This window comes from Bacillus infantis NRRL B-14911 (genome assembly GCF_000473245.1).
Lineage (GTDB): Bacteria > Bacillota > Bacilli > Bacillales > Cytobacillaceae > Bacillus_AB > Bacillus_AB infantis.
In genome coordinates, this window is the sequence record NC_022524.1 from 1,793,013 (window position 1) to 1,812,724 (window position 19,712).

Annotated in this window: 23 protein-coding genes; all 23 read left to right on the forward strand. The window is 46.6% G+C overall.

Annotated elements, in window-relative coordinates:
* Window positions 1-62 precede the first annotated feature (62 nt).
* The gene (flgG, locus tag N288_RS09085; RefSeq protein ID WP_035403520.1) at window positions 63-857 is read left to right on the forward strand and encodes a flagellar basal body rod protein FlgG; all 795 of its coding nucleotides are present in this window, start codon (window positions 63-65) and stop codon (window positions 855-857) included.
* A gap of 48 nt (window positions 858-905) precedes the next feature.
* Complete coding sequence (locus N288_RS09090; protein WP_009795894.1) at window positions 906-1,127, forward strand: flagellar FlbD family protein; 222 nt, start codon at window positions 906-908, stop codon at window positions 1,125-1,127.
* Window positions 1,117-1,545 carry a flagellar basal body-associated protein FliL gene (gene fliL / locus N288_RS09095; protein ID WP_009795893.1) on the forward strand — a complete coding sequence of 143 codons (429 nt, stop codon included), beginning with the start codon at window positions 1,117-1,119 and terminating at the stop codon, window positions 1,543-1,545. Before N288_RS09090 ends, fliL begins: the two co-directional genes overlap by 11 nt.
* A gap of 44 nt (window positions 1,546-1,589) precedes the next feature.
* The gene (gene fliM, locus N288_RS09100; protein WP_009795892.1) at window positions 1,590-2,588 is read left to right on the forward strand and encodes a flagellar motor switch protein FliM; all 999 of its coding nucleotides are present in this window, start codon (window positions 1,590-1,592) and stop codon (window positions 2,586-2,588) included.
* Complete coding sequence (gene fliY / locus N288_RS09105; protein ID WP_009795891.1) at window positions 2,578-3,804, forward strand: flagellar motor switch phosphatase FliY; 1,227 nt, start codon at window positions 2,578-2,580, stop codon at window positions 3,802-3,804. Before fliM ends, fliY begins: the two co-directional genes overlap by 11 nt.
* 21 nt (window positions 3,805-3,825) lie before the next feature.
* A complete protein-coding gene (locus tag N288_RS09110; protein WP_009795890.1) occupies window positions 3,826-4,188 on the forward strand; it encodes a response regulator in 363 nt (120 codons plus the stop codon).
* 28 nt (window positions 4,189-4,216) lie between these two features.
* Window positions 4,217-4,906 (forward strand): flagellar biosynthetic protein FliO, encoded by a 690-nt coding sequence (locus N288_RS09115; RefSeq protein WP_022543715.1) that lies wholly within the window; start codon window positions 4,217-4,219, stop codon window positions 4,904-4,906.
* Window positions 4,903-5,568 carry a flagellar type III secretion system pore protein FliP gene (fliP, locus tag N288_RS09120; RefSeq protein WP_009795888.1) on the forward strand — a complete coding sequence of 222 codons (666 nt, stop codon included), beginning with the start codon at window positions 4,903-4,905 and terminating at the stop codon, window positions 5,566-5,568. The genes N288_RS09115 and fliP overlap by 4 nt, the downstream gene beginning before the upstream one ends.
* Window positions 5,569-5,580: 12 nt before the next feature.
* Window positions 5,581-5,850, forward strand: coding sequence for a flagellar biosynthesis protein FliQ (gene fliQ, locus N288_RS09125; protein ID WP_009795887.1), 270 nt, complete (start codon window positions 5,581-5,583; stop codon window positions 5,848-5,850).
* Between the two features lie 4 nt (window positions 5,851-5,854).
* On the forward strand, window positions 5,855-6,637 hold the full coding sequence (gene fliR / locus N288_RS09130; RefSeq protein WP_009795886.1) for a flagellar biosynthetic protein FliR: 783 nt from the start codon (window positions 5,855-5,857) through the stop codon (window positions 6,635-6,637).
* Complete coding sequence (flhB, locus tag N288_RS09135) at window positions 6,634-7,716, forward strand: flagellar biosynthesis protein FlhB (protein ID WP_009795885.1); 1,083 nt, start codon at window positions 6,634-6,636, stop codon at window positions 7,714-7,716. Before fliR ends, flhB begins: the two co-directional genes overlap by 4 nt.
* Window positions 7,717-7,958: 242 nt before the next feature.
* Window positions 7,959-9,995: a flagellar biosynthesis protein FlhA gene (gene flhA, locus N288_RS09140; protein ID WP_009795884.1), complete on the forward strand. Its 2,037-nt coding sequence runs from the start codon at window positions 7,959-7,961 to the stop codon at window positions 9,993-9,995.
* Window positions 9,992-11,137 carry a flagellar biosynthesis protein FlhF gene (flhF, locus tag N288_RS09145; RefSeq protein WP_009795883.1) on the forward strand — a complete coding sequence of 382 codons (1,146 nt, stop codon included), beginning with the start codon at window positions 9,992-9,994 and terminating at the stop codon, window positions 11,135-11,137. The genes flhA and flhF overlap by 4 nt, the downstream gene beginning before the upstream one ends.
* Window positions 11,130-12,002 (forward strand): MinD/ParA family protein, encoded by an 873-nt coding sequence (locus tag N288_RS09150; protein WP_009795882.1) that lies wholly within the window; start codon window positions 11,130-11,132, stop codon window positions 12,000-12,002. Before flhF ends, N288_RS09150 begins: the two co-directional genes overlap by 8 nt.
* Complete coding sequence (locus N288_RS09155) at window positions 12,003-13,094, forward strand: protein-glutamate methylesterase/protein-glutamine glutaminase (protein WP_022543716.1); 1,092 nt, start codon at window positions 12,003-12,005, stop codon at window positions 13,092-13,094.
* 20 nt (window positions 13,095-13,114) lie between these two features.
* A complete protein-coding gene (locus N288_RS09160; RefSeq protein ID WP_009795880.1) occupies window positions 13,115-15,139 on the forward strand; it encodes a chemotaxis protein CheA in 2,025 nt (674 codons plus the stop codon).
* Between the two features lie 43 nt (window positions 15,140-15,182).
* Window positions 15,183-15,647, forward strand: coding sequence for a chemotaxis protein CheW (locus tag N288_RS09165; protein ID WP_009795879.1), 465 nt, complete (start codon window positions 15,183-15,185; stop codon window positions 15,645-15,647).
* Window positions 15,640-16,296, forward strand: coding sequence for a chemotaxis protein CheC (locus N288_RS09170; RefSeq protein ID WP_009795878.1), 657 nt, complete (start codon window positions 15,640-15,642; stop codon window positions 16,294-16,296). Before N288_RS09165 ends, N288_RS09170 begins: the two co-directional genes overlap by 8 nt.
* Window positions 16,289-16,786: a chemotaxis protein CheD gene (locus N288_RS09175; RefSeq protein ID WP_009795877.1), complete on the forward strand. Its 498-nt coding sequence runs from the start codon at window positions 16,289-16,291 to the stop codon at window positions 16,784-16,786. Before N288_RS09170 ends, N288_RS09175 begins: the two co-directional genes overlap by 8 nt.
* Window positions 16,787-17,050: 264 nt before the next feature.
* Window positions 17,051-17,812, forward strand: a complete 762-nt coding sequence (locus N288_RS09185; protein WP_009795875.1) for a FliA/WhiG family RNA polymerase sigma factor — start codon at window positions 17,051-17,053, stop codon at window positions 17,810-17,812.
* A 68-nt stretch (window positions 17,813-17,880) separates the two neighbouring features.
* Complete coding sequence (locus N288_RS09190; RefSeq protein ID WP_009795874.1) at window positions 17,881-18,186, forward strand: hypothetical protein; 306 nt, start codon at window positions 17,881-17,883, stop codon at window positions 18,184-18,186.
* 9 nt (window positions 18,187-18,195) lie between these two features.
* Window positions 18,196-18,810, forward strand: coding sequence for a hypothetical protein (locus N288_RS09195; RefSeq protein ID WP_009795873.1), 615 nt, complete (start codon window positions 18,196-18,198; stop codon window positions 18,808-18,810).
* A gap of 144 nt (window positions 18,811-18,954) precedes the next feature.
* The gene (rpsB, locus tag N288_RS09200; protein ID WP_009795872.1) at window positions 18,955-19,656 is read left to right on the forward strand and encodes a 30S ribosomal protein S2; all 702 of its coding nucleotides are present in this window, start codon (window positions 18,955-18,957) and stop codon (window positions 19,654-19,656) included.
* The last annotated feature ends 56 nt before the right edge of the window (window positions 19,657-19,712 follow it).

Below are 19,712 nucleotides of genomic sequence, written 5' to 3' on the forward strand. Positions count from 1 at the left end.
CATTGAGGAAGCCACGTCTGCCGACTGACTGAAGCAGACTTAACATGAAAGGAGCAGATAAAATGCTGCGTTCAATGTACTCAGGAATTAGCGGAATGAAAAACTTCCAGACAAAGTTAGATGTAATCGGCAATAATATTGCCAATGTAAATACCTTTGGTTATAAAAAGGGAAGGGTTACTTTTAAGGATATGGTGAGCCAGACTGTTTCGGGGGCTACCGCTGGCGGAGCGGGGGTTGGTGGAATAAACCCTAAACAAGTCGGACTGGGTTCGCAGATGTCATCAATTGATACAGTTGATACTCAGGGGAGTCTACAGACTACTGGCAGGATCTTGGATATCGGAATCCAGGGAGATGGTTATTTCAGAGTACAAAAAGGAACCAATTCTTATTATACAAGAGCAGGAAACTTTTATTTTGATAACAGCGGAAATATGGTTACTGCTTCTGGAGAACAGGTGCTGAACAGTAATGGAACTGCTATAAACATTCCAAACATCAGCCAAATTGAAAATTTAAGCATTGGGGCTGATGGAAGTATTTCTTTTATACAAGGCGGAACTTCAACAACTGGTCCAACCATAGGACTTGCAAGGTTTTCAAATAACGGAGGGCTTGAAAAAGTAGGAAATAACCTTTATAAGTCTACTGCCAACTCAGGACCAGCACAAAATGTTTTACCTGGTACTTCTGGAGCGGGATCACTCGTATCAGGTTCCCTCGAAATGTCCAATGTAGACCTTTCTGAGGAATTCACTGAAATGATCGTGGCTCAGCGCGGATTCCAGGCGAATACCCGTATCATCACAACTTCCGACGAGATCCTGCAGGAACTGGTAAACTTAAAACGTTAAGCTGAGGAGGGACAGGGCTGGAGGCTTCCTTCGGTCCTGGCGCTTACAATGATTACTGTTACAAGGCTGAATGGAAAGACATTTACAATTAATGCTGTTTATATTGAAACGGTCGAATCTTTTCCCGACACGACCATTACACTGGCCAATGGAAGAAAGTATGTGGTGAAGGATGATGAGGACTCGGTGAAAAGGAAGATTATCGGGTTCTATCAGTCTATCGGATTGCTTGGGCACAAACAGCTGGAGGGAATGGAAAATGAAGAATAATAAACTCTTAATGATCATGCTGTTTTTGCTCATAGCTATCACTCTGGTTGGTGCGGTGGCATTGGTCGTTGTTATGAAATATACAGATGGTGCAGAGGAGAAAGAGCCTTCAATTGAAGAAGTGCTGGAAGCATCTGTGGACATTAACCAGATCACAACGAATTTGGCCAGCGATGATTTTATCCGTATCTCCTTCAAGGTTGAGACTGACAGCAAAAAAGCGAAGGAAGAGCTTGAGAAGAGAGATTTCCAGGTCAAGAATATTATCATCCAGGAGCTTTCAGAAAAGAAGGCGGAAGACCTGCAGGGCAAAGAAGGCAAAATCAGCCTGCAGGAGGACCTTAAATCAAAAATCAACAGCCTGATGCAAAACGGAAAAGTAGAGAGTGTCTATATCACTGAGTCTCTCCTCCAATAATCCGGATTTTCCTCGGCAGATTACGAAGATGGAGGTGAGGGTTCATGTCTGGTGAGGTTTTATCGCAAAATGAAATCGATGCACTGCTTTCCGCTATATCAACAGGGGAAATGGATGCAGATGAATTAAAGAAAGAACAGTCTGAGAAGAAAGTGAAAGTATATGATTTTAAGAGGGCACTCCGGTTTTCAAAAGACCAGGTTCGGAGCCTGACCAGGATTCACGAAAATTTTGCCCGTCTATTGACGACCTTCTTCTCAGCGCAATTAAGGACCTATGTCCAGATCTCGGTGGCTTCTGCCGACCAGATACCATATGAGGAATTTATCAGATCGATTCCGAAAATGACGATATTGAATGTATTCGAGGTACCCCCGCTCGATGGAAGGATCCTGATGGAGGTCAATCCTAATATTGCCTATGCGATGATGGACCGGATGATGGGCGGCAGGGGTTCGAGCATCAATAAAGTCGATACATTGACAGAAATCGAGACAAAGATCATGTCCAATACTTTTGAACGGGCATTTGAGCATTTGAGGGAGGCATGGAGCACGATTACCGAAATCGATCCTTTCCTTGCCGAATTCGAGATCAATCCGCAGTTTCTGCAGATGGTCTCCCCAAATGAAACGGTTGTCGTCATATCGCTGAACACCATGATCGGCGAAACAAGCGGGATGATTAATATCTGCATACCCCATGTTGTGCTTGAACCGATCATTCCCAAGCTTTCTGTCCATTACTGGATGCAGACAGAGAAAAAGGAAAGGGAGCCAGAGGAGCTCGGCAGGCTTGAGGACAGCATACAGAAGGCACAGGTGCCGGTTTCAGCAGAACTGGGCTCTGCCGATATTTCCATCCAGGACTTCCTTATGCTTGATCTCGGGGATGTCATTGAGCTGAACCAGGCGATTGACCGTCCGCTGACGATCAAAATCGGGGATATTCCTAAATTTACAGGACAGCCCGGTAAGGCGAATAAAAAGCTGGCTATTCAAATACTTGATACATTGAAGGGGGGAGACAGCGATGATGAGTGACGATATGCTCTCGCAAGATGAAATAGATGCCCTTTTAAGAGGAACCGACGACACAGAGGAAGACGATATTTTTTCAGTTGAAGATTACCTATCCATGATGGAACAGGATGCGCTTGGTGAAATCGGGAATATCTCTTTTGGCAGTTCTGCTACTGCTTTATCTACACTTTTGAATCAAAAGGTTGAAATAACAACCCCGACTGTTTCTGTCATATTAAAAAGAAAGCTTCAAGAGGAGTTTCCGCACCCGTATGTGGCCATCCAGGTCAGCTATACAGAAGGATTCTCAGGAAGCAATCTGCTTGTCATTAAACAATCAGATGCTGCAATCATTGCAGATCTCATGCTGGGCGGAGACGGATTGAACCCCGCAGATCTGCTTGGCGAAATCCAGCTGAGCGCCGTGCAGGAAGCAATGAACCAGATGATGGGTTCCGCTGCAACTTCCATGTCCACCATTTTCAGCAAACGGGTTGATATTTCGCCACCATCCATTGATTTTCTGGATGTGCAGCAAGGGGAAGGGACAGATAGGATTCCAGATGACGATATGCTTGTAAAGGTATCTTTCAGGCTGAAAATTGGGGATCTGATTGATTCAAGCATCATGCAGGTGGTCCCGCTGGAATTTGCTAAAAGGCTGGTTGAAGAGCTTATGAATCCGGGGGCGCAGGCTGAAAACCCGGCTGCAGATTTGAGCAAGCCTGACCCTGTGCAGGCACAGGAGCCAGCATTCCATCAACCGCCGGCAGAACCAGTGCCGGATATGGCAGCAGCCCCTCCCGGCTATGGACAGGGAACTGCGCAATACTCCGGCATGGAAACACAGACGCAGCGTCCGGCTGCCCAGGCGGCTCCCCAGCATCTTGGGGCCCATTATCCAGGCGGACAGCCGCCGCAGGTTCAGCCTGCTGTATTTTCAAACTTTGAGCCTCAGCAGCTTCAGGAGTCTGAAACAAAGAATCTGAATATGCTCCTGGATATTCCTTTGCAGGTGACAGTAGAGCTGGGCAGGACAAAGCGTTCTGTTAAAGATATACTGGAGCTTTCCGCGGGATCTATCATCGAACTGGACAAGCTTGCAGGAGAACCGGTAGATATTCTTGTCAACAGCCGCCTGATTGCAAAAGGTGAAGTGGTTGTTATTGAAGAGAACTTTGGTGTCAGGGTCACAGATATCATCAGCCAGAGCGACAGGATCAAAAATTTAAGATAACTAATATGGGGGTTAAGTATTATGGCACAGAAGATTTTGATAGTGGACGATGCGGCATTCATGCGAATGATGATTAAGGACATCCTGTCCAAGAATGGCTACGACGTTGTCGGCGAGGCAGCGGATGGGGCCCAGGCTGTAGAAAAATACAAAGAAACACAGCCTGACCTGGTGACAATGGACATAACGATGCCGGAGATGGATGGCATCACTGCACTGAAAGAAATCAAAAAGCTTAATCCTTCTGCAAAGGTCATCATGTGTTCGGCCATGGGTCAGCAGGCGATGGTCATCGATGCCATCCAGGCCGGCGCAAAGGATTTTATCGTTAAGCCTTTCCAGGCTGACAGGGTCTTGGAAGCTATCTCAAAAACCTTAGGCTAAAAGCAATTTTAAAAATAGAGGGTGCATCATGTTGCAAATAGTTAAACAATTGCTCATAACCCTGCTTCTTGCTGCAGCTGCTTTGCCGGGCCTTCAATCTGTGGCCCATGCAGAGCAGCTGAATAACAGCGTCAAAGACTGCTTTGAGCAGAAAGCGGGAGATTGCGCAGAGCCTGCAAAGGGAGCCGGCTCGGCTGCAAAGGAAGAAGGATCTGGCGGAGTTGGCATTAACAGCTGGGATATAGCCAAGATGATTTTTGCCACAGCATTTGTCATTGGCCTGCTGTACTTTCTGCTTAAATTCATCAACAAAAAAAGCCGGAACTATAAATCTTCCCAGCTTGTCGAAAATCTCGGCGGCGCCTCGCTCGGAGCCAGCAAAAGCATTCAGATCATCAAAGTAGGCAGGCAGCTTCTTGTAGTGGGTGTGGGTGATAATATACAGCTGTTGAAAGAAATAGATGATGAAGAAGAATATCATCAGATCATCAATGATTATAACAACAAAATGGAACAGCTTGTTCAGCCAAGCGATATTGTGACAAAAGTGATTCAAAGAGCAAAGGCAGCCAGAACGGAAAATGCGGCAATGTCAAAATCCGCTGAAGGCAGCAATGGCGATTTTCAGTCTGTCTTAAAAGGACAGCTGGAAGAGCTGAGCAGAGAGCGCAGGAAAATTCACCAGGAAATGGAGCAGAAGGGGCCTAAAGATCAATGAATGAATTTATGGAATTTTTCAATGCGAGCTCCCCTGATAATGTATCCACTTCAGTAAAAATGCTCCTGCTGCTGACGGTTTTATCGCTGGCGCCAAGCATATTGATTTTAATGACATGTTTCACCAGGATCATCATTGTTCTTTCTTTTGTCAGAACGGCGCTTGCTACCCAGCAAATGCCACCCAACCAGGTGCTTGTAGGCCTCTCGCTTTTTTTGACATTCTTCATCATGGCACCCACCTTCCAGGAGGTTAATGAACAGGCGCTGACTCCGCTTTTTAATGATGAAATCAATCTTGAACAGGCGTACGAAAAAGCTTCTGTCCCTTTCAAGGACTTTATGAGCGCCCATACAAGGCAGAAGGATTTAGCTTTGTTCCTGGAATATTCCGGTGCCGAAACGCCGGAATCCATACAGGATATTCCGCTGACAGCGCTGGTTCCGGCATTTGCCATCAGTGAGATAAAAACTGCTTTCCAGATTGGATTTATGATTTTTATCCCTTTCCTAGTGATTGATATGATAGTGGCCAGTGTGCTTATGTCCATGGGGATGATGATGCTTCCGCCGGTCATGATATCACTTCCGTTTAAAATTTTGCTGTTCGTTCTTGTGGATGGATGGTATCTCGTGGTCAAATCTTTACTACAAAGTTTTTAAGCAGGTGAATGAATGAGTCCCGAAACAGTTATATCGATCGCAGAGCAAGGGATTATGAGTGTTTTATATATCAGCGGGCCGCTTTTGGTGCTTGCGCTTGTCGTGGGGCTGATTGTCAGCATCTTTCAGGCGACCACCCAGATCCAGGAACAGACCTTGGCATTTGTGCCAAAGATCGTTGCTGTCCTTCTCGGTGTTGTTTTTTTCGGCCCTTGGATGCTCAGCCATATGCTTTCTTATACAAATGAAATATTTTCAAATCTGACTAGATTTGTAGGATGATGACATGCTAGATTTACTTCCGGCGTTTCCTGCTTTTTTACTGATATTTGTAAGAGTGACTTCCTTCTTTCTTCTGATGCCGCTTTTTTCTTACCGGTCAATCCCTAATACCCATAAAATTGGCTTGGGCTTTTTTCTGGCCTGGATCATCTTTTATGCGGCGGATGCCCCGGCATTTGAAATTAATGGTGCCTATTATTTGCTGATTATGAAAGAAGCACTGGTTGGGCTTGTCATAGGCTTTATATCATATTTAATCCTTTCGGCCATTCAAATAGCAGGCGGTTTGATCGACTTTCAGATGGGTTTCGCCATCGCCAATGTAATTGATCCGCAAACAGGTGCGCAAAGCCCGCTCATGGGCCAGTATTTATACACGATATCTCTGTTTTTCCTCCTGATGGTCAATGGGCATCATCTGCTCATTGATGGTATTTTCTACAGCTATCAGGCTATACCGCTCGACCAGCCGTGGATCCCGTTCGGGGATGAAGGTATGGCTGAATATATGCTGCGGGCCTTTAATTCGATGTTCATATCGGCATTCCAGATGTCTGTGCCGGTGGTCGGGTGTCTGTTCCTTGTGGATGTGGCGCTCGGAATTGTAGCAAGGACCGTTCCCCAGCTGAATGTGTTTGTAGTCGGAATTCCGCTGAAAATCGGCGTCAGCTTCATTGTTCTTGTTGCTGTTATGAGTGTCCTGCTCTATGTAGTCTCGCAGCTTTTCGGCGCGATGGCCAGTACAATGAAAGGCCTGATGGATCTGATAGGGGGAGCGTCCGGATGAATAGGATCAGGCTTGATTTACAGTTTTTCAGCGGGGAGAAGACAGAAAAGGCCACCCCTAAGAAGCGTCAGGACTCCCGTAAAAAAGGGCAGGTTGCCAAAAGCCAGGATGTCAATACAGCCTTGGTTCTGCTGGCTGTATTCCTGTTTCTCCTTTTTGCAGGCGGATATTTAAAAAATATCATCATGTATTTGCTGACGCACTCTTTTCAGGAATTTATGCTCATGGAACTGACCGAGAGCAATGTACAGGCCATTTTCCTTGCAGTCATGAAGGAATTGGCTTTGTTTCTGGGACCGGTCATGCTGATTGCCATGATTGCCGGGGCAGCGGCCAATTATATGCAGGTTGGATTTTTATTTTCAACCGAAGCCATTCAGTTTAAGCTGGAAAAAATCGATCCTATCAAAGGATTTAAAAGAATTTTTTCAATGAGGGCCATTGTGGAGCTGCTGAAGTCGGTCTTAAAGATCGGATTTGTCGGTGCGGTCACATTTGTGGTTTTATGGATGCGGATTGACGAGATCCTGATGCTTTCACAAAAATCCCCGGGGGCGGCACTGATCATTTTGGCCAGTCTTACCGTGCAGATGGGCTTATTTGCATCAGCTGCGCTTCTCTTTTTATCTGTCCTGGATTATCTCTATCAGAAGTATGATTTCGAGAAAAACATCCGGATGTCCAAGCAGGACATAAAAGATGAATATAAAAACATTGAAGGCGATCCTTTGATCAAGTCAAAGATCAAGCAGAAGCAAAGAGAAATGGCGATGAGCCGCATGATGCAGGAAGTGCCGAACGCCGATGTCGTCATCACCAATCCTACCCACTTTGCCATTGCCCTGAAGTATGATGAAGAAAAGCAGGATGCACCGTATGTGGTGGCAAAAGGCGCAGATTATGTTGCACAGAAAATCAAATATATAGCCAAAGAAAATGAGGTAATTACGGTGGAGAACAGGCCGCTGGCAAGGGCTCTGTACAGCCAGACCGAAATCGGCAGCACCATACCTGAGGAGTTTTTTAAAACGGTTGCGGAAATCCTTGCGTATGTATACCGCACCAAGAACAAAATGTAAGCAGCAGCGAAGAGGCCTGAAAAGTCCGGCCATGATGACGCTTCTGAATAGAGCGGAGTCCTTCGTCTGCGTTCCATCGAACCAAGTGCCTTACGCATTTCTAAATTGTCCAGCTCCAGGCACTAGCCCCTCGAGGTCTTAAGCCACATAAGGACGGGAGGAAGAACGCCTCCCATCCTTATGCGTCTTAAGCTTGTCGGGGCTGAACAAGTGCCTTACGCATTTCTGTTAGGAGAGAGATTATGTCTGGTAGAGATTTATCGGTTGTTGTCAGTGTCATCCTGATTGTCGCCATGCTTATCATACCATTTCCATCGTGGCTGTTAAGCATCCTGATCATCATGAATATATCACTGGCGCTTCTCGTTTTGCTGATATCCATGAATATGAATGAACCGCTGCAGTTTTCCATTTTTCCATCGCTCCTGCTGCTGCTGACATTATTCAGGCTTGGACTGAATGTATCCACGACCCGATCTATTTTATCAAAAGGTGAAGCAGGCGGTGTCGTTGAGACGTTCGGGACATTCGTTGTCGGCGGGAATGTAATAGTAGGGATGGTTGTTTTCCTTATCCTGATTATTATCCAATTTATCGTTATAACAAAAGGTTCTGAGCGTGTTTCAGAGGTTGCAGCAAGATTTACGCTCGATGCAATGCCAGGAAAGCAGATGAGCATCGATGCTGATCTGAATGCGGGGATGATTTCTGAGCATGAAGCAAGGGAAAGACGGGAAAAGGTCAGCCGGGAAGCTGATTTCTACGGCTCGATGGATGGTGCGAGCAAATTTGTAAAAGGGGACAGCATAGCCGGGATCATCATTGTCCTGATCAACCTTATATTCGGGATTGTCATTGGCATGATGCAGCAGGGACTCGGCTTCGCTGATGCGGCCAGCCGCTATTCGCTGCTGACAGTGGGTGACGGGATCGTCAGCCAGATCCCTGCATTGCTTATTTCAACCGCGACAGGAATTGTCGTGACCCGGGCAGCATCCGAAGGGAATCTGGGCAAGGATATTACTTCACAGATACTCGCATACCCAAAGATGCTGTATGTAACCGGAGCGACAATATTCCTGCTTGGACTGTTTACGCCTATCAGCAATATCCTTACTTTCCCGATTGCCGGATTGTTTGCTTTTGGCGGATTTATGTTATCAAGGGTGAAGGAGCCTGATAAAGAGCAGCTTCAGGAGATAGAGGAAGAGCTGGAAACAGATGAAATGAAGAGTCCTGAAAGTGTGGTCAGCCTTCTGAATGTGGACCCCATTGAATTCGAGTTTGGCTATGGGCTTATCCCGCTTGCAGACGCCAATCAGGGCGGAGACCTTCTTGACAGGATCGTGATGATCCGGAGGCAGCTTGCAATTGAACTGGGGCTGGTCATTCCTGTGGTGAGAATCAGGGATAATATCCAGCTGCAGCCGAATGAATACAGGCTGAAGATTAAAGGAAATGAAATGGCCCGCGGTGAGCTGCTGCTTGACCACTATCTGGCCATGAGCCCCGGGATTGAAGATGACAGCATCGACGGGATTGATACGGTCGAGCCTTCCTTTGGGCTTCCAGCCAAATGGATAACAGAGGAAACGAAAGAGCAGGCAGAAATTTTTGGCTACACGGTAGTGGACCCCCCTTCGGTCGTCTCTACCCATATTACTGAAATCATCAAAGCGAACGCCTATGATCTGCTCGGAAGGCAGGAGACAAAGCAGCTGATTGACCATCTGAAGGAAAGCTACCCGATCCTTGCAGACGAAGTCACGCCAAATCCATTGTCAGTTGGCGAAGTTCAAAAGGTATTGGCCAAGCTGCTTAAGGAGAATGTTTCTATCCGCAACCTGCCGATCATTTTTGAAACGCTGGCTGATTTTGGAAAAGTGACATCTGATACAGATCTGCTCACTGAATATGTAAGGCAGGCGCTGGCCCGCCAGATCACCAACCAGTATTCCGCACAGGGCGATTCACTGAAAGTTGTGACATTGTCAGGGAAAATTGAAAAGCTGATAGCAGAAGGCATCCAGCAGACTGAGCATGGGAATTATCTTTCAATGGATCCGGCTGTTTCACAAAGCATCCTGGAATCGATCGCTTCCCAGGTGGAGCAGCTTTCCATCATGGACCAGTCGCCTATCGTTCTTTGCTCGCCAGCCGTTAGGATGTATGTGAGACAATTGACAGAACGGTATTTCCCGCTCGTGCCGATCCTTTCCTATAATGAATTGGAAGCAAATGTAGAAGTACAAAGTGTAGGGGTGGTGAACATCGATTGAAAGTAAAAAAATTCACGGCACCTTCAATGCCTGAAGCAATGAAAATCATCCGCGAAGAGCTTGGCAGCGATGCAGTCATCCTGAATTCCAAAATGGTGCAGACAAACGGATTCCTAGGGTTTTTCAAGAAAAGGAATATTGAAGTCATTGCAGCAATAGATCCTGAGCCCAGCCAGCCTAAGGAAGTATTAAAAGAAAAAATGATCGAGCCTCCGCCTGTAAAGGCAGCTGAATTTTTTCCAAAAGCAGGGGGACCTTCTTCGGAAGAACTGGCAGCGGAAATCCGGGAGCTTAAGCGTTTAATGCAGCAGTCTTCTTCTGGAGGAAGCTTAAGAGCCCAATCTTCCCTGCCGCTTCCGCTCAAGAAAGTGCAGGAAGAGCTGGCAGGACAGGAAGTGGAACCTTCAATCATTGAAGAGCTTATGGAAAAGCTTTTGGTAAAATGGTATAAATCTGACTTAGAACCTGATTTTAACAAGATTAATAGCTGGCTGAGGGAACTTTTGACGGCAAAGCTCGAAACAGCCCAATATGGCGGAATTGCGTTTGATCACAAAATCATTAACTTTGTCGGACCTACAGGCGTTGGCAAAACAACTACTCTGGCTAAAATAGCTGCTGAATGTGTGATAAAGCAAAAGAAAAAAACGGCCTTCATCACTACAGACACGTATAGAATCGCTGCCATCGACCAGCTGAAAACATATGCAGATATACTCGATGTGCCTATGGAAGTATGCTATACAGAGGAAGATTTCAAGGCTGCAGTGGACACTTTCAAGGACTTTGAGGTCATTTTGATTGATACAGCGGGACGCAATTTCCGCAACCCGAAATATGTCCAGGAGCTTAAAAGCCTGCTTGAGGCAGAAAGCAGCCAGACCTATCTGGTCCTATCGTTAACATCCAAGCAAAGGGATATGGAAGAAACAATCAAACAATTTTCAGTAGTGGACATTAACAGGTTCATATTCACAAAAGCAGATGAAACGTCGACCTTTGGACCGCTGCTCAACATAATTGATAAAACAGGAAAAGGGGCAGCCTATCTGACTACCGGCCAAAATGTCCCGGATGATCTTGTGCCCGCCGGCCCGAAAACAATAGCCGGGGCGATAATGGGAGAATCAAAGTATGAATGACCAGGCAGAACAGCTTAGAAGGAAACTGAGGAACGGGGAAGATAAGGCTTCAGCAAAGACTATCGCTGTAATAAGCGGGAAAGGAGGAGTAGGGAAATCGAATTTTTCCCTGAACTTCTCCCTTTCACTCCAGGAAAAAGGGCATGATGTTCTGCTGCTGGATCTTGATATCGGAATGGGGAATATAGATGTCCTGCTTGGCCTTGCTTCTCCTTATTCGGCTGCAGACTATTTTGCAGGCAATGCTTCACTCGAGAAAATCATTTCAGTGGGACCGCATGGACTCCATTACATAGCAGGGGGAACAGGCCTTTCTCAGCTGGCCGAGATCTCAGCACCGGTGCTTGACCAATTTTTCTTGGATTTCTCGGAGCTGTTTTCTAAATATGAATATATCATTCTGGATATGGGTGCGGGAATCAGCAGCCAATCTCTTCATTTTATTTTATCCGTGAATGAACTGATAGCAGTGACAACCCCTGAGCCGACTTCTTTGACCGATGCTTATGCTGCTTTGAAGTTCATCCATCTCAGGGACAATAAGATGCCGATTAGTATAGTCGTCAATAAAGCAGAAACAGAGAAGGAAGCAGCCTCGGCGTTTAACAGGATATCACAAGTAATGGAAAGCTTCCTGGGAAAAAGGGTCACAAGGCTTGGCGCTGTTCCTGATGACCGCAGCGTTCAGCAGGCCGTCAGGAAGCAGACCCCTTATCTGCTTTATAAAAGAAGCTCGGCAGCTTCAAGGGCCACTCTTGACATTGCTGATTTTTTCCTGCAGCAGAACGGGAAGCAGCAGGCTGATGGGAAGGTTCCCTTTATGTCGCGGCTTAAGCAATTGCTTTTTGAAAAGGGGCGGAGCTAAATGGGCAAGATCAATGTACTCGTAGTGGATGACTCTGCTTTTATGAGAAAGCTTATCTCTGACTTCCTCTCTGAGAATGAACAAATCAATATATGCGGAACCGCTAAAGATGGGGAAGATGCTTTAAGGAAGATTGAGGAATTGAAGCCGGATGTCGTTACCATGGATGTGGAAATGCCGAAGCTTAATGGACTTGATGCATTAAAGAGAATCATGGAAGTTCATCCCCTTCCTGTCGTCATGCTGGCCAGTGCCACCAAAGAAGGCGCAGAAAAGACAATGAACAGCATCCAGCTCGGAGCTGCCGATTTTATCTCAAAGCCTTCAGGTTCTATTTCACTGGACTTGTTCAAAATTAAACAGGAGCTTGCAGAGAAGGTCATTGCTGCAAGCAGGATATCAGCTGCCAAACTGGCAGACAAGCCTTTATATGGAAAAAATACTATTAAGCTATACGAAAATTATAGTAAAATAGAACCAGAGACTTTCGGACCGCCCCTCAAGCCAGGCAGCCTGCCCGCAGCAGACAAGCTTGTGTGCATCGGTACCTCAACCGGCGGGCCGAGAGCGCTTCAAAAGGTGTTTTCCAAGCTTCCAGGGACCCTGGATGCACCAGTGCTTGTTGTCCAGCATATGCCTCCAGGCTTTACCAAGTCATTGGCTGACAGGCTGGATCTCTTGTCGGAGCTGTGTGTAAAAGAAGCCGAGCACGGCGAATTGCTGAAAAAAGGGACAGCTTACATAGCGCCCGGGGGCCTTCACCTGACAGTACAGCAGACGAAAGCCGGCTTGATGGCGGTCTTAAGTGAAGCTGCGCCGGTCAATGGGCACAGGCCATCAGTAGATATACTGTTTGAGTCGGCAAGCATGATTGAAAATTGCCATAAAATCGCTGTAATCCTGACTGGCATGGGTTCAGACGGGACAAAAGACTTATCAGCAATCAAGAGCAAAGGAAATGCTTCTGCTATTGCAGAATCAAAAGATTCAGCGATTGTATTCGGAATGCCGAGGACGGCAATAGAAACCGGGCTTGTCGATAAAGTTGCGAATATAGAAGAAATTGCTGAAAAAATAAAGAGCTATGTTTAATTCAGAGGGGTGAAAGCGCCATGGAAATGAGCCAATATTTAGAAGTATTTATTGAAGAAAGCAGGGAGCATCTGCAAGCGATTAATGAACATCTGCTTGAACTTGAAAAGAATCCTGCCGATTTGAAAATAATTAATGAAATATTCAGATCTGCCCATACGTTAAAAGGAATGTCTGCCACAATGGGTTACGAAGACCTGGCCCGCCTGACCCACCAGATGGAGAATGTTCTTGACGCTATTAGAAATCAAAAGATAGGCGTCACGCCTGAACTCCTGGATACCGTTTTCCTGGCAGTCGATGATTTGGAAGCCATGGTATTATCCATTTCAGAAGGAGGGGATGGAAAGCGCGATGTCAGTACGGCGGTAAAGCAGCTGGAGCTGATTGAAAATGGCCAAACCCCTTTAATGGAATCGCGTCAGGAAGCGGCGGCTGCGGCTGCTGCAGAAGCAGAAGTTCCTGCAGAGCTGAGAAGTGATTATGATGAATTTGAACGGACTGTGCTCAGCCAGTCAAAGGAACAGGGCTTTGACGTTTTCGAGATATCCATCTCTTTGAGGGAAGATTGCCTCCTGAAGGCTGCGAGAGTATTTATGGTGTTCGAAGTATTGGAGAAGTCCGGTGAAATCATTAAGTCCAATCCTCCTGTGGACGTGCTGGAGGAAGAGCAATTTGATTCAGCCTTTACGGTCACGCTGGTTACAAAGGAACCAAAAGAAGAGATTCAGGCGAAGATCATGAAAGTATCAGAAATTGAAAAGGCAGAAATCATAAACATTGACCTGATGCCTGCCAGTCCGGCTGAAGAAGAACCGGCGCCTGCACCCGGCATCATCCAGCCTGTGGAAGAACCAAAAGAAGAAAGCAGGAATGGTGCACCGGCCAAACAGGCAAGCAGCAAAACAATCCGGGTGAATATAGAGCGTCTGGATATATTGATGAATCTGTTTGAAGAGCTTGTCATTGACAGGGGAAGACTTGAGCAGATTTCGAAAGAGCTCAACAACCAGGAGCTCCACGAAACCGTTGAAAGAATGTCCCGCATCTCAGGAGACCTTCAGAATATTATTCTCAATATGAGGATGGTGCCTGTTGAAACGGTATTTAACCGCTTCCCTAGGATGGTCCGCCAGCTGGCCAGGGACCTGAATAAGAAAATCAATCTTGAAATTGTAGGTGCAGAAACAGAACTGGACAGAACGGTTATAGATGAAATTGGCGATCCTTTAGTACACTTGATCCGCAATGCACTGGATCACGGAGTTGAAACTCCGGAAGTACGGAAGGCGAACGGGAAAAATGAAGAAGGGACAGTCGTTCTGAAAGCGTACCACAGCGGCAACCACGTCTTCATCGAACTGATCGATGACGGAGCTGGGATAAACCGTGACAAAGTCCTGCAAAAAGCTGTCAAAAACGGCATTATAACGGAGCAGGCAGGCGCTTCATTAACTGACAAACAGGTGTACGAGCTCATTTTTGCATCCGGTTTTTCCACTGCAGACAAAATCTCGGATGTTTCCGGCAGGGGCGTAGGCCTGGATGTAGTGAAAAGCACCATTGAATCATTAGGCGGAACAGTCACGATTGATTCCCAGGAAGGAAAAGGCTCAACCTTCTCCATCCAGCTTCCGCTGACACTTTCCATCATTTCTGTCATGCTGATTGAAGTACAGAAGGAAAAGTATGCGATTCCTCTTTCGTCTATTATTGAAACGGCAATCATTAAAAAAGAGGATATCATGAATGCCCACAACCAGAAGGTCATAGATTTCCGCGGCAAGGTCGTTCCGCTTCTGTTCCTGAAGGATGTGTTCGCTGTTCCTGTGCATTTGGAGGAAGATGGTTATTATTCGGTGGTCATCGTCCGCAAAGGGGACAAGATGGCTGGACTGGTAGTCGACTCGTTTATTGGACAGCAGGAGATCGTGCTTAAATCACTCGGAGGCTATCTGAATGATATTTTTGCAATTTCCGGAGCTACGATCCTTGGGGATGGGCAGGTTGCATTGATTGTTGACTGCAATGCTTTAATAAATTAATAGACTGGCATGAAAGCTACTGCCAATTCAGGGAGTGTATGAAATGAGTGAAACAATGACCGCAGATTTAAAACTGATCATTTTCTTATTAAAAGATAAAGAATATGCGATACCGGTCTCTCAAGTAAGATCAATCGAGAAAGTACAGCATATTACAAGAGTGCCCGGGGCAGCCTCCTCTGTCAAAGGAGTGATCAATCTGCGCGGCGTGGTTACCCCGATCATTGACCTGAGGACAAGATTCGGTCTTGAACAGAAAGAGTATAGTGACAGCACAAGGGTCATCATCGCCTCGGCCGATGAGATGGAAGTCGGCCTCGTGGTTGACGGGGCCAATGATGTGATCGACGTATCAGAAGATTCTATAGAACCATCGCCGAACGTGATCGGCGCCGAGGAGGCGGAGTTCATAAGCGGTGTCGTCAAAGTGGAAAAACGCCTGCTGATCCTGATCGACCTTGGAAAGATTCTGGAAGGCGGAGAAATGAAGCTGGCAGGCCATGAGTAAGCAGACCGGCAGCTTCCTGCACGGCATTTCATCCCTGCACCTGGACCTGCTGAAGGAGATCGGCAATATCGGGGCAGGGCATGCAGCAACCGCGCTGTCGACTTTGCTGGATAAAAAGATTGATATGAGAGTCCCGAATGTTAAGATCGTCTCATTTGATGAAATGATGGAAATGGCCGGGGGCCCGGAAAATGTAGTGGCCAGCGTTTTTCTGAGAATCGAGGGCGATGCCCCCGGAAGCATGTTCTTCATCCTTCCGGTGGAGCAGGCCGAATCCTTCATCCGGCAGATGACTGCTGATGACAGATTTCAGCTGGCAGAACCGCCTTTTGATGAAATAGGGCTGTCAGCTCTGCAGGAAATGGGCAATATTCTGGCAGGCTCCTATTTGTCCTCACTCTCTGATTTTACAAATCTTTCACTCTATCCTTCAGTGCCTGCACTCGGAATCGATATGGCAGGAGCGATCATCAGCTTCGGCCTTATAGAGCTTTCCCAGGTGAGCGACAGTGCAATTGTCATCGAGACAACTTTGACTGAAGTGGCACCGGCTGTCACGCATACATTAAAAGGCCATTTTTTTCTGCTGCCGGACCCCTGCTCCTTTGAAGTGATTTTCAGCTCTTTGGGAGTATTGGGCGATGAATGAAATTGCCAGCATCATCAAGGTCGGTATAGCAGATTTGAAAATCGCATCTATGCCTGACATACTGCGCACCTCGGGACTTGGCTCCTGCGTAGGAGCAGCGGTATATGACCAGTCATCAGGCCTCGCGGGAATGGCACATATCATGCTTCCTGATTCTTCCCTTGCGCGAGCCGGTTCAATCAATAAGCTGAAGTACGCCGATACAGCGATCGAAGAACTCGTAAGGCAGATGGTCCGGCACGGGGCAAGTCCGGGATTTCTCAGGGCCAAGATTGCCGGAGGGGCGCAGATGTTCCAATTTTCTTCAGGAAGCGACCTTATGAGAATCGGGCCGAGAAATGTGGAAGCAGTCAAAATAGCCCTGCAAGTGCATAATATCAGGCTGATTGCAGAGGATGTCGGAGGAAACAGCGGAAGGACAATAGAATTCAACACGAAGACGTCCATGCTGCAGATCAAAACGGTCAACAAAGGGGTCACTGAGCTGTAGGGCAGCCCTGCTCGAACATGAAAACAATTCTAATAGCTTCATCCCCGGGCACAATCCATCTCCAGAAAAAAGTCAGCCATTTGAATGGGGCTGATTTTTTTCCGCTTTTGGCCCAGTGAAAAAGCGGGATGAGCTGACTGAGGATATATAGGAAATGTTTCCTGAATCTGAGAATTTCAACTGCTGCAATATTAATAGGAAAGCAATTTTGATATAATTTACAAATACTACACCGGGCTTGCGCTTAAGGAGGTATACGTACGAATGCATGGACAATCATCTGATGAACAAGCATATTGGGCATTATGGCAGCAAAGCCGTGATGCTGAGGCCGGCAATTCCCTTGTAAAAAGATATATGCCTCTAGTGAGCTATCATGTTCAGAGAATCTCTGCCGGCCTCCCGAAAAATGTTTCCAGGGATGAGCTGAGGAGCCTCGGCTTGATGGGGTTGTATGATGCGCTTGAAAAGTTCGATCCCACAAGGGACCTGAAGTTTGATACGTACGCTTCCTTCCGGATCAGAGGATCGATTATAGATGGCCTGAGAAAAGAGGACTGGCTTCCAAGGAGCACAAGGGAAAAAGCAAAAAAGATCGAAGCTGCAGCGGAAAGGCTGGAGCAGCATCTAATGAGAAAGGCGACGGCGGCTGAAATCGGGAAAGAAGTGGACCTGCACGAAGATGAAGTGCAGACGGTCATGAGCGAGCATTTTTTCGCAAATGTCCTTTCAATGGATGAACAGCCTCAGGATCAGGATGAGAAGGATGGAGCAACCTATATCCTTAAAGACCATCGCGCAGTGGTCCCGGAGGAGAAGGTGGCAAAAGATGAACTCCTGTCAGAGATGGCCGATGCGGTTTCCTGCCTGAATGAAAAAGAACAATTGGTCATCAGCCTTTTCTATAAAGAAGAGCTGACACTGACAGAGATTGGCCAGGTGATGGGGCTTTCCACTTCAAGGATATCCCAGATCCATACGAAAGCCATATTCAGCTTGAGGCATACACTTCAAAAGATCATGTAAATGGCTTGGCCCGAGGGTATCATGCACTGCTGATAACAGCAGGAGCGATCTGAAGGGAAGTGTCCGATATGAGTTTGAAGCTGATTGAAATGCAGGTTGCCCTTCCAAGGATGCAGGATGCATCCAAGATCCAGGAGCAGCTGCAGCAGAGAGGACAAATGATGAACGACCAGGCGGCAAGGGCTGTGCAGAAGCAGGAGGAGAAGGACAGGAAGTCGGTCGTGAAGAAGCATTCCCGGCTTCAGGCCGGCTGGCAGAAGGAACGGAGCCCAAACAGCGGCGGATCGCTGCCTGAAAAGGAAAAGGAAGAAAAGGATGAAATCGTAAAAGAGGTTCATCCCTACAAAGGAACATCAATTGATTTTAGAAGATAGAGGGATTCAATGACTATTTTTCTGCTGGCAGTCAGTTTGATTATCAATCTGATTCTCATTTTTGCAGTAGCACTATTGTATATGCGCCAAAATCGCCTTTTTGAAATGGAGAAAAGGCAGGGGCAGTCATTCAGGGAAGTGGAAGATGCAATAGCCGCTTTCATAGTAGAAATAAAAGAAGATAACGACAAGCTGCTGAGGAACATTCAAAAAAGCTCACAGCCTGCAGGGGATGTTCATTCTGAAACTAATGGGACTGCGGCTGCCCAAGCTGCAGATGCCGGTGCGGGCAGAGTGAAAGATCCTCCCGCACCCAATCTGAGAAAAGGTTCCTCGATGCAGAAGAAGGCTGCCCAGGCGTACAGCCAAAAGAAGGAGCCGATGCCGGAGGATTATATGCTTTTCCCCGAGGATATTGTCGAGCTCGGAGAAGCCTCCCAGAGCGGGGCTGAACCTTCCCCGGCAGAACCTGAAGAAAGCGGACAGGCAGGCGGATCCATCCTGGAACAGGCCCAAACCCTTCACGATCAGGGGTTTGCCGAAGAGGAGATAGCCAGGAAACTTGGCAGGGGGAAAACTGAAATATCATTATTATTGAAATTTCGTCAAAATCGGCAGGAATAACTTGATTGTAAAAGTCACTTGTGCTATATTTACTCATGGTGTTAATACACACGCCTATGGATTCAGGCAATTGGTGCTGTTTTGTACAGTTTTTGACTGAAGATGATATGGGCGGAGGCAAACAAACCATTAGGAGGAACTAACATGTCAGTAATTTCAATGAAACAGCTGCTTGAAGCTGGTGTACACTTCGGTCACCAGACTCGCCGCTGGAACCCTAAGATGAAGAAATATATCTTCACTGAGCGTAACGGCATCTACATCATCGACCTTCAGAAGACGGTCAAGAAAGTAGAAGAAGCTTATAACTACGTGAAAGAACTTGCTGGTAACGGCGGAACAATCCTTTTCGTTGGTACAAAGAAGCAAGCTCAGGATTCTGTTAAGGAAGAAGCTCTCCGTTCTGGTATGTACTTTGTAAACCAGCGCTGGTTAGGCGGAACTTTAACTAACTTTGAAACAATCCAGAAGCGTATCACTCGCTTGAAGGACATCGAAAGAATGTCTGAAGACGGAACTTTCGAAGTGCTTCCTAAGAAAGAAGTTGTACAGTTAAGAAAAGAACAAGAACGTCTTGAAAAATTCCTTGGCGGAATTAAAGATATGAAGACTCTTCCAGACGCTCTATTCATCATTGACCCGCGCAAAGAGCGCATTGCAGTTGCAGAAGCTCACAAGCTGAACATCCCTATCGTCGGCATCGTTGATACAAACTGCGATCCGGACGAAATCGATGTTGTTATCCCTGCAAACGATGATGCTATCCGCGCTGTTAAGCTTCTAACAGGTAAAATGGCTGATGCTATCCTTGAAGCTAAGCAAGGGGAAGAAGTAACAACTGCTTAATGTCTGTAAAGGTGATAATAGGGAGCACCCTTTATCACCTTTTTTTAAAGAAAATA

Excerpts from the sequence above, each read along its gene's own strand:
- flgG (WP_035403520.1), top strand. The coding sequence starts at position 63 with ATGCTGCGTTCAATGTACTCAGGAATTAGCGGAATGAAAAACTTCCAG.
- N288_RS09090 (WP_009795894.1), top strand. The coding sequence starts at position 906 with ATGATTACTGTTACAAGGCTGAATGGAAAGACATTTACAATTAATGCT.
- fliL (WP_009795893.1), top strand. The coding sequence starts at position 1,117 with ATGAAGAATAATAAACTCTTAATGATCATGCTGTTTTTGCTCATAGCT.
- fliM (WP_009795892.1), top strand. The coding sequence starts at position 1,590 with ATGTCTGGTGAGGTTTTATCGCAAAATGAAATCGATGCACTGCTTTCC.
- fliY (WP_009795891.1), top strand. The coding sequence starts at position 2,578 with ATGATGAGTGACGATATGCTCTCGCAAGATGAAATAGATGCCCTTTTA.
- N288_RS09110 (WP_009795890.1), top strand. The coding sequence starts at position 3,826 with ATGGCACAGAAGATTTTGATAGTGGACGATGCGGCATTCATGCGAATG.
- N288_RS09115 (WP_022543715.1), top strand. The coding sequence starts at position 4,217 with ATGTTGCAAATAGTTAAACAATTGCTCATAACCCTGCTTCTTGCTGCA.
- fliP (WP_009795888.1), top strand. The coding sequence starts at position 4,903 with ATGAATGAATTTATGGAATTTTTCAATGCGAGCTCCCCTGATAATGTA.
- fliQ (WP_009795887.1), top strand. The coding sequence starts at position 5,581 with ATGAGTCCCGAAACAGTTATATCGATCGCAGAGCAAGGGATTATGAGT.
- fliR (WP_009795886.1), top strand. The coding sequence starts at position 5,855 with ATGCTAGATTTACTTCCGGCGTTTCCTGCTTTTTTACTGATATTTGTA.
- flhB (WP_009795885.1), top strand. The coding sequence starts at position 6,634 with ATGAATAGGATCAGGCTTGATTTACAGTTTTTCAGCGGGGAGAAGACA.
- flhA (WP_009795884.1), top strand. The coding sequence starts at position 7,959 with ATGTCTGGTAGAGATTTATCGGTTGTTGTCAGTGTCATCCTGATTGTC.
- N288_RS09150 (WP_009795882.1), top strand. The coding sequence starts at position 11,130 with ATGAATGACCAGGCAGAACAGCTTAGAAGGAAACTGAGGAACGGGGAA.
- N288_RS09155 (WP_022543716.1), top strand. The coding sequence starts at position 12,003 with ATGGGCAAGATCAATGTACTCGTAGTGGATGACTCTGCTTTTATGAGA.
- N288_RS09160 (WP_009795880.1), top strand. The coding sequence starts at position 13,115 with ATGGAAATGAGCCAATATTTAGAAGTATTTATTGAAGAAAGCAGGGAG.
- N288_RS09165 (WP_009795879.1), top strand. The coding sequence starts at position 15,183 with ATGAGTGAAACAATGACCGCAGATTTAAAACTGATCATTTTCTTATTA.
- N288_RS09170 (WP_009795878.1), top strand. The coding sequence starts at position 15,640 with ATGAGTAAGCAGACCGGCAGCTTCCTGCACGGCATTTCATCCCTGCAC.
- N288_RS09175 (WP_009795877.1), top strand. The coding sequence starts at position 16,289 with ATGAATGAAATTGCCAGCATCATCAAGGTCGGTATAGCAGATTTGAAA.
- N288_RS09185 (WP_009795875.1), top strand. The coding sequence starts at position 17,051 with ATGCATGGACAATCATCTGATGAACAAGCATATTGGGCATTATGGCAG.
- N288_RS09190 (WP_009795874.1), top strand. The coding sequence starts at position 17,881 with ATGAGTTTGAAGCTGATTGAAATGCAGGTTGCCCTTCCAAGGATGCAG.
- N288_RS09195 (WP_009795873.1), top strand. The coding sequence starts at position 18,196 with ATGACTATTTTTCTGCTGGCAGTCAGTTTGATTATCAATCTGATTCTC.
- rpsB (WP_009795872.1), top strand. The coding sequence starts at position 18,955 with ATGTCAGTAATTTCAATGAAACAGCTGCTTGAAGCTGGTGTACACTTC.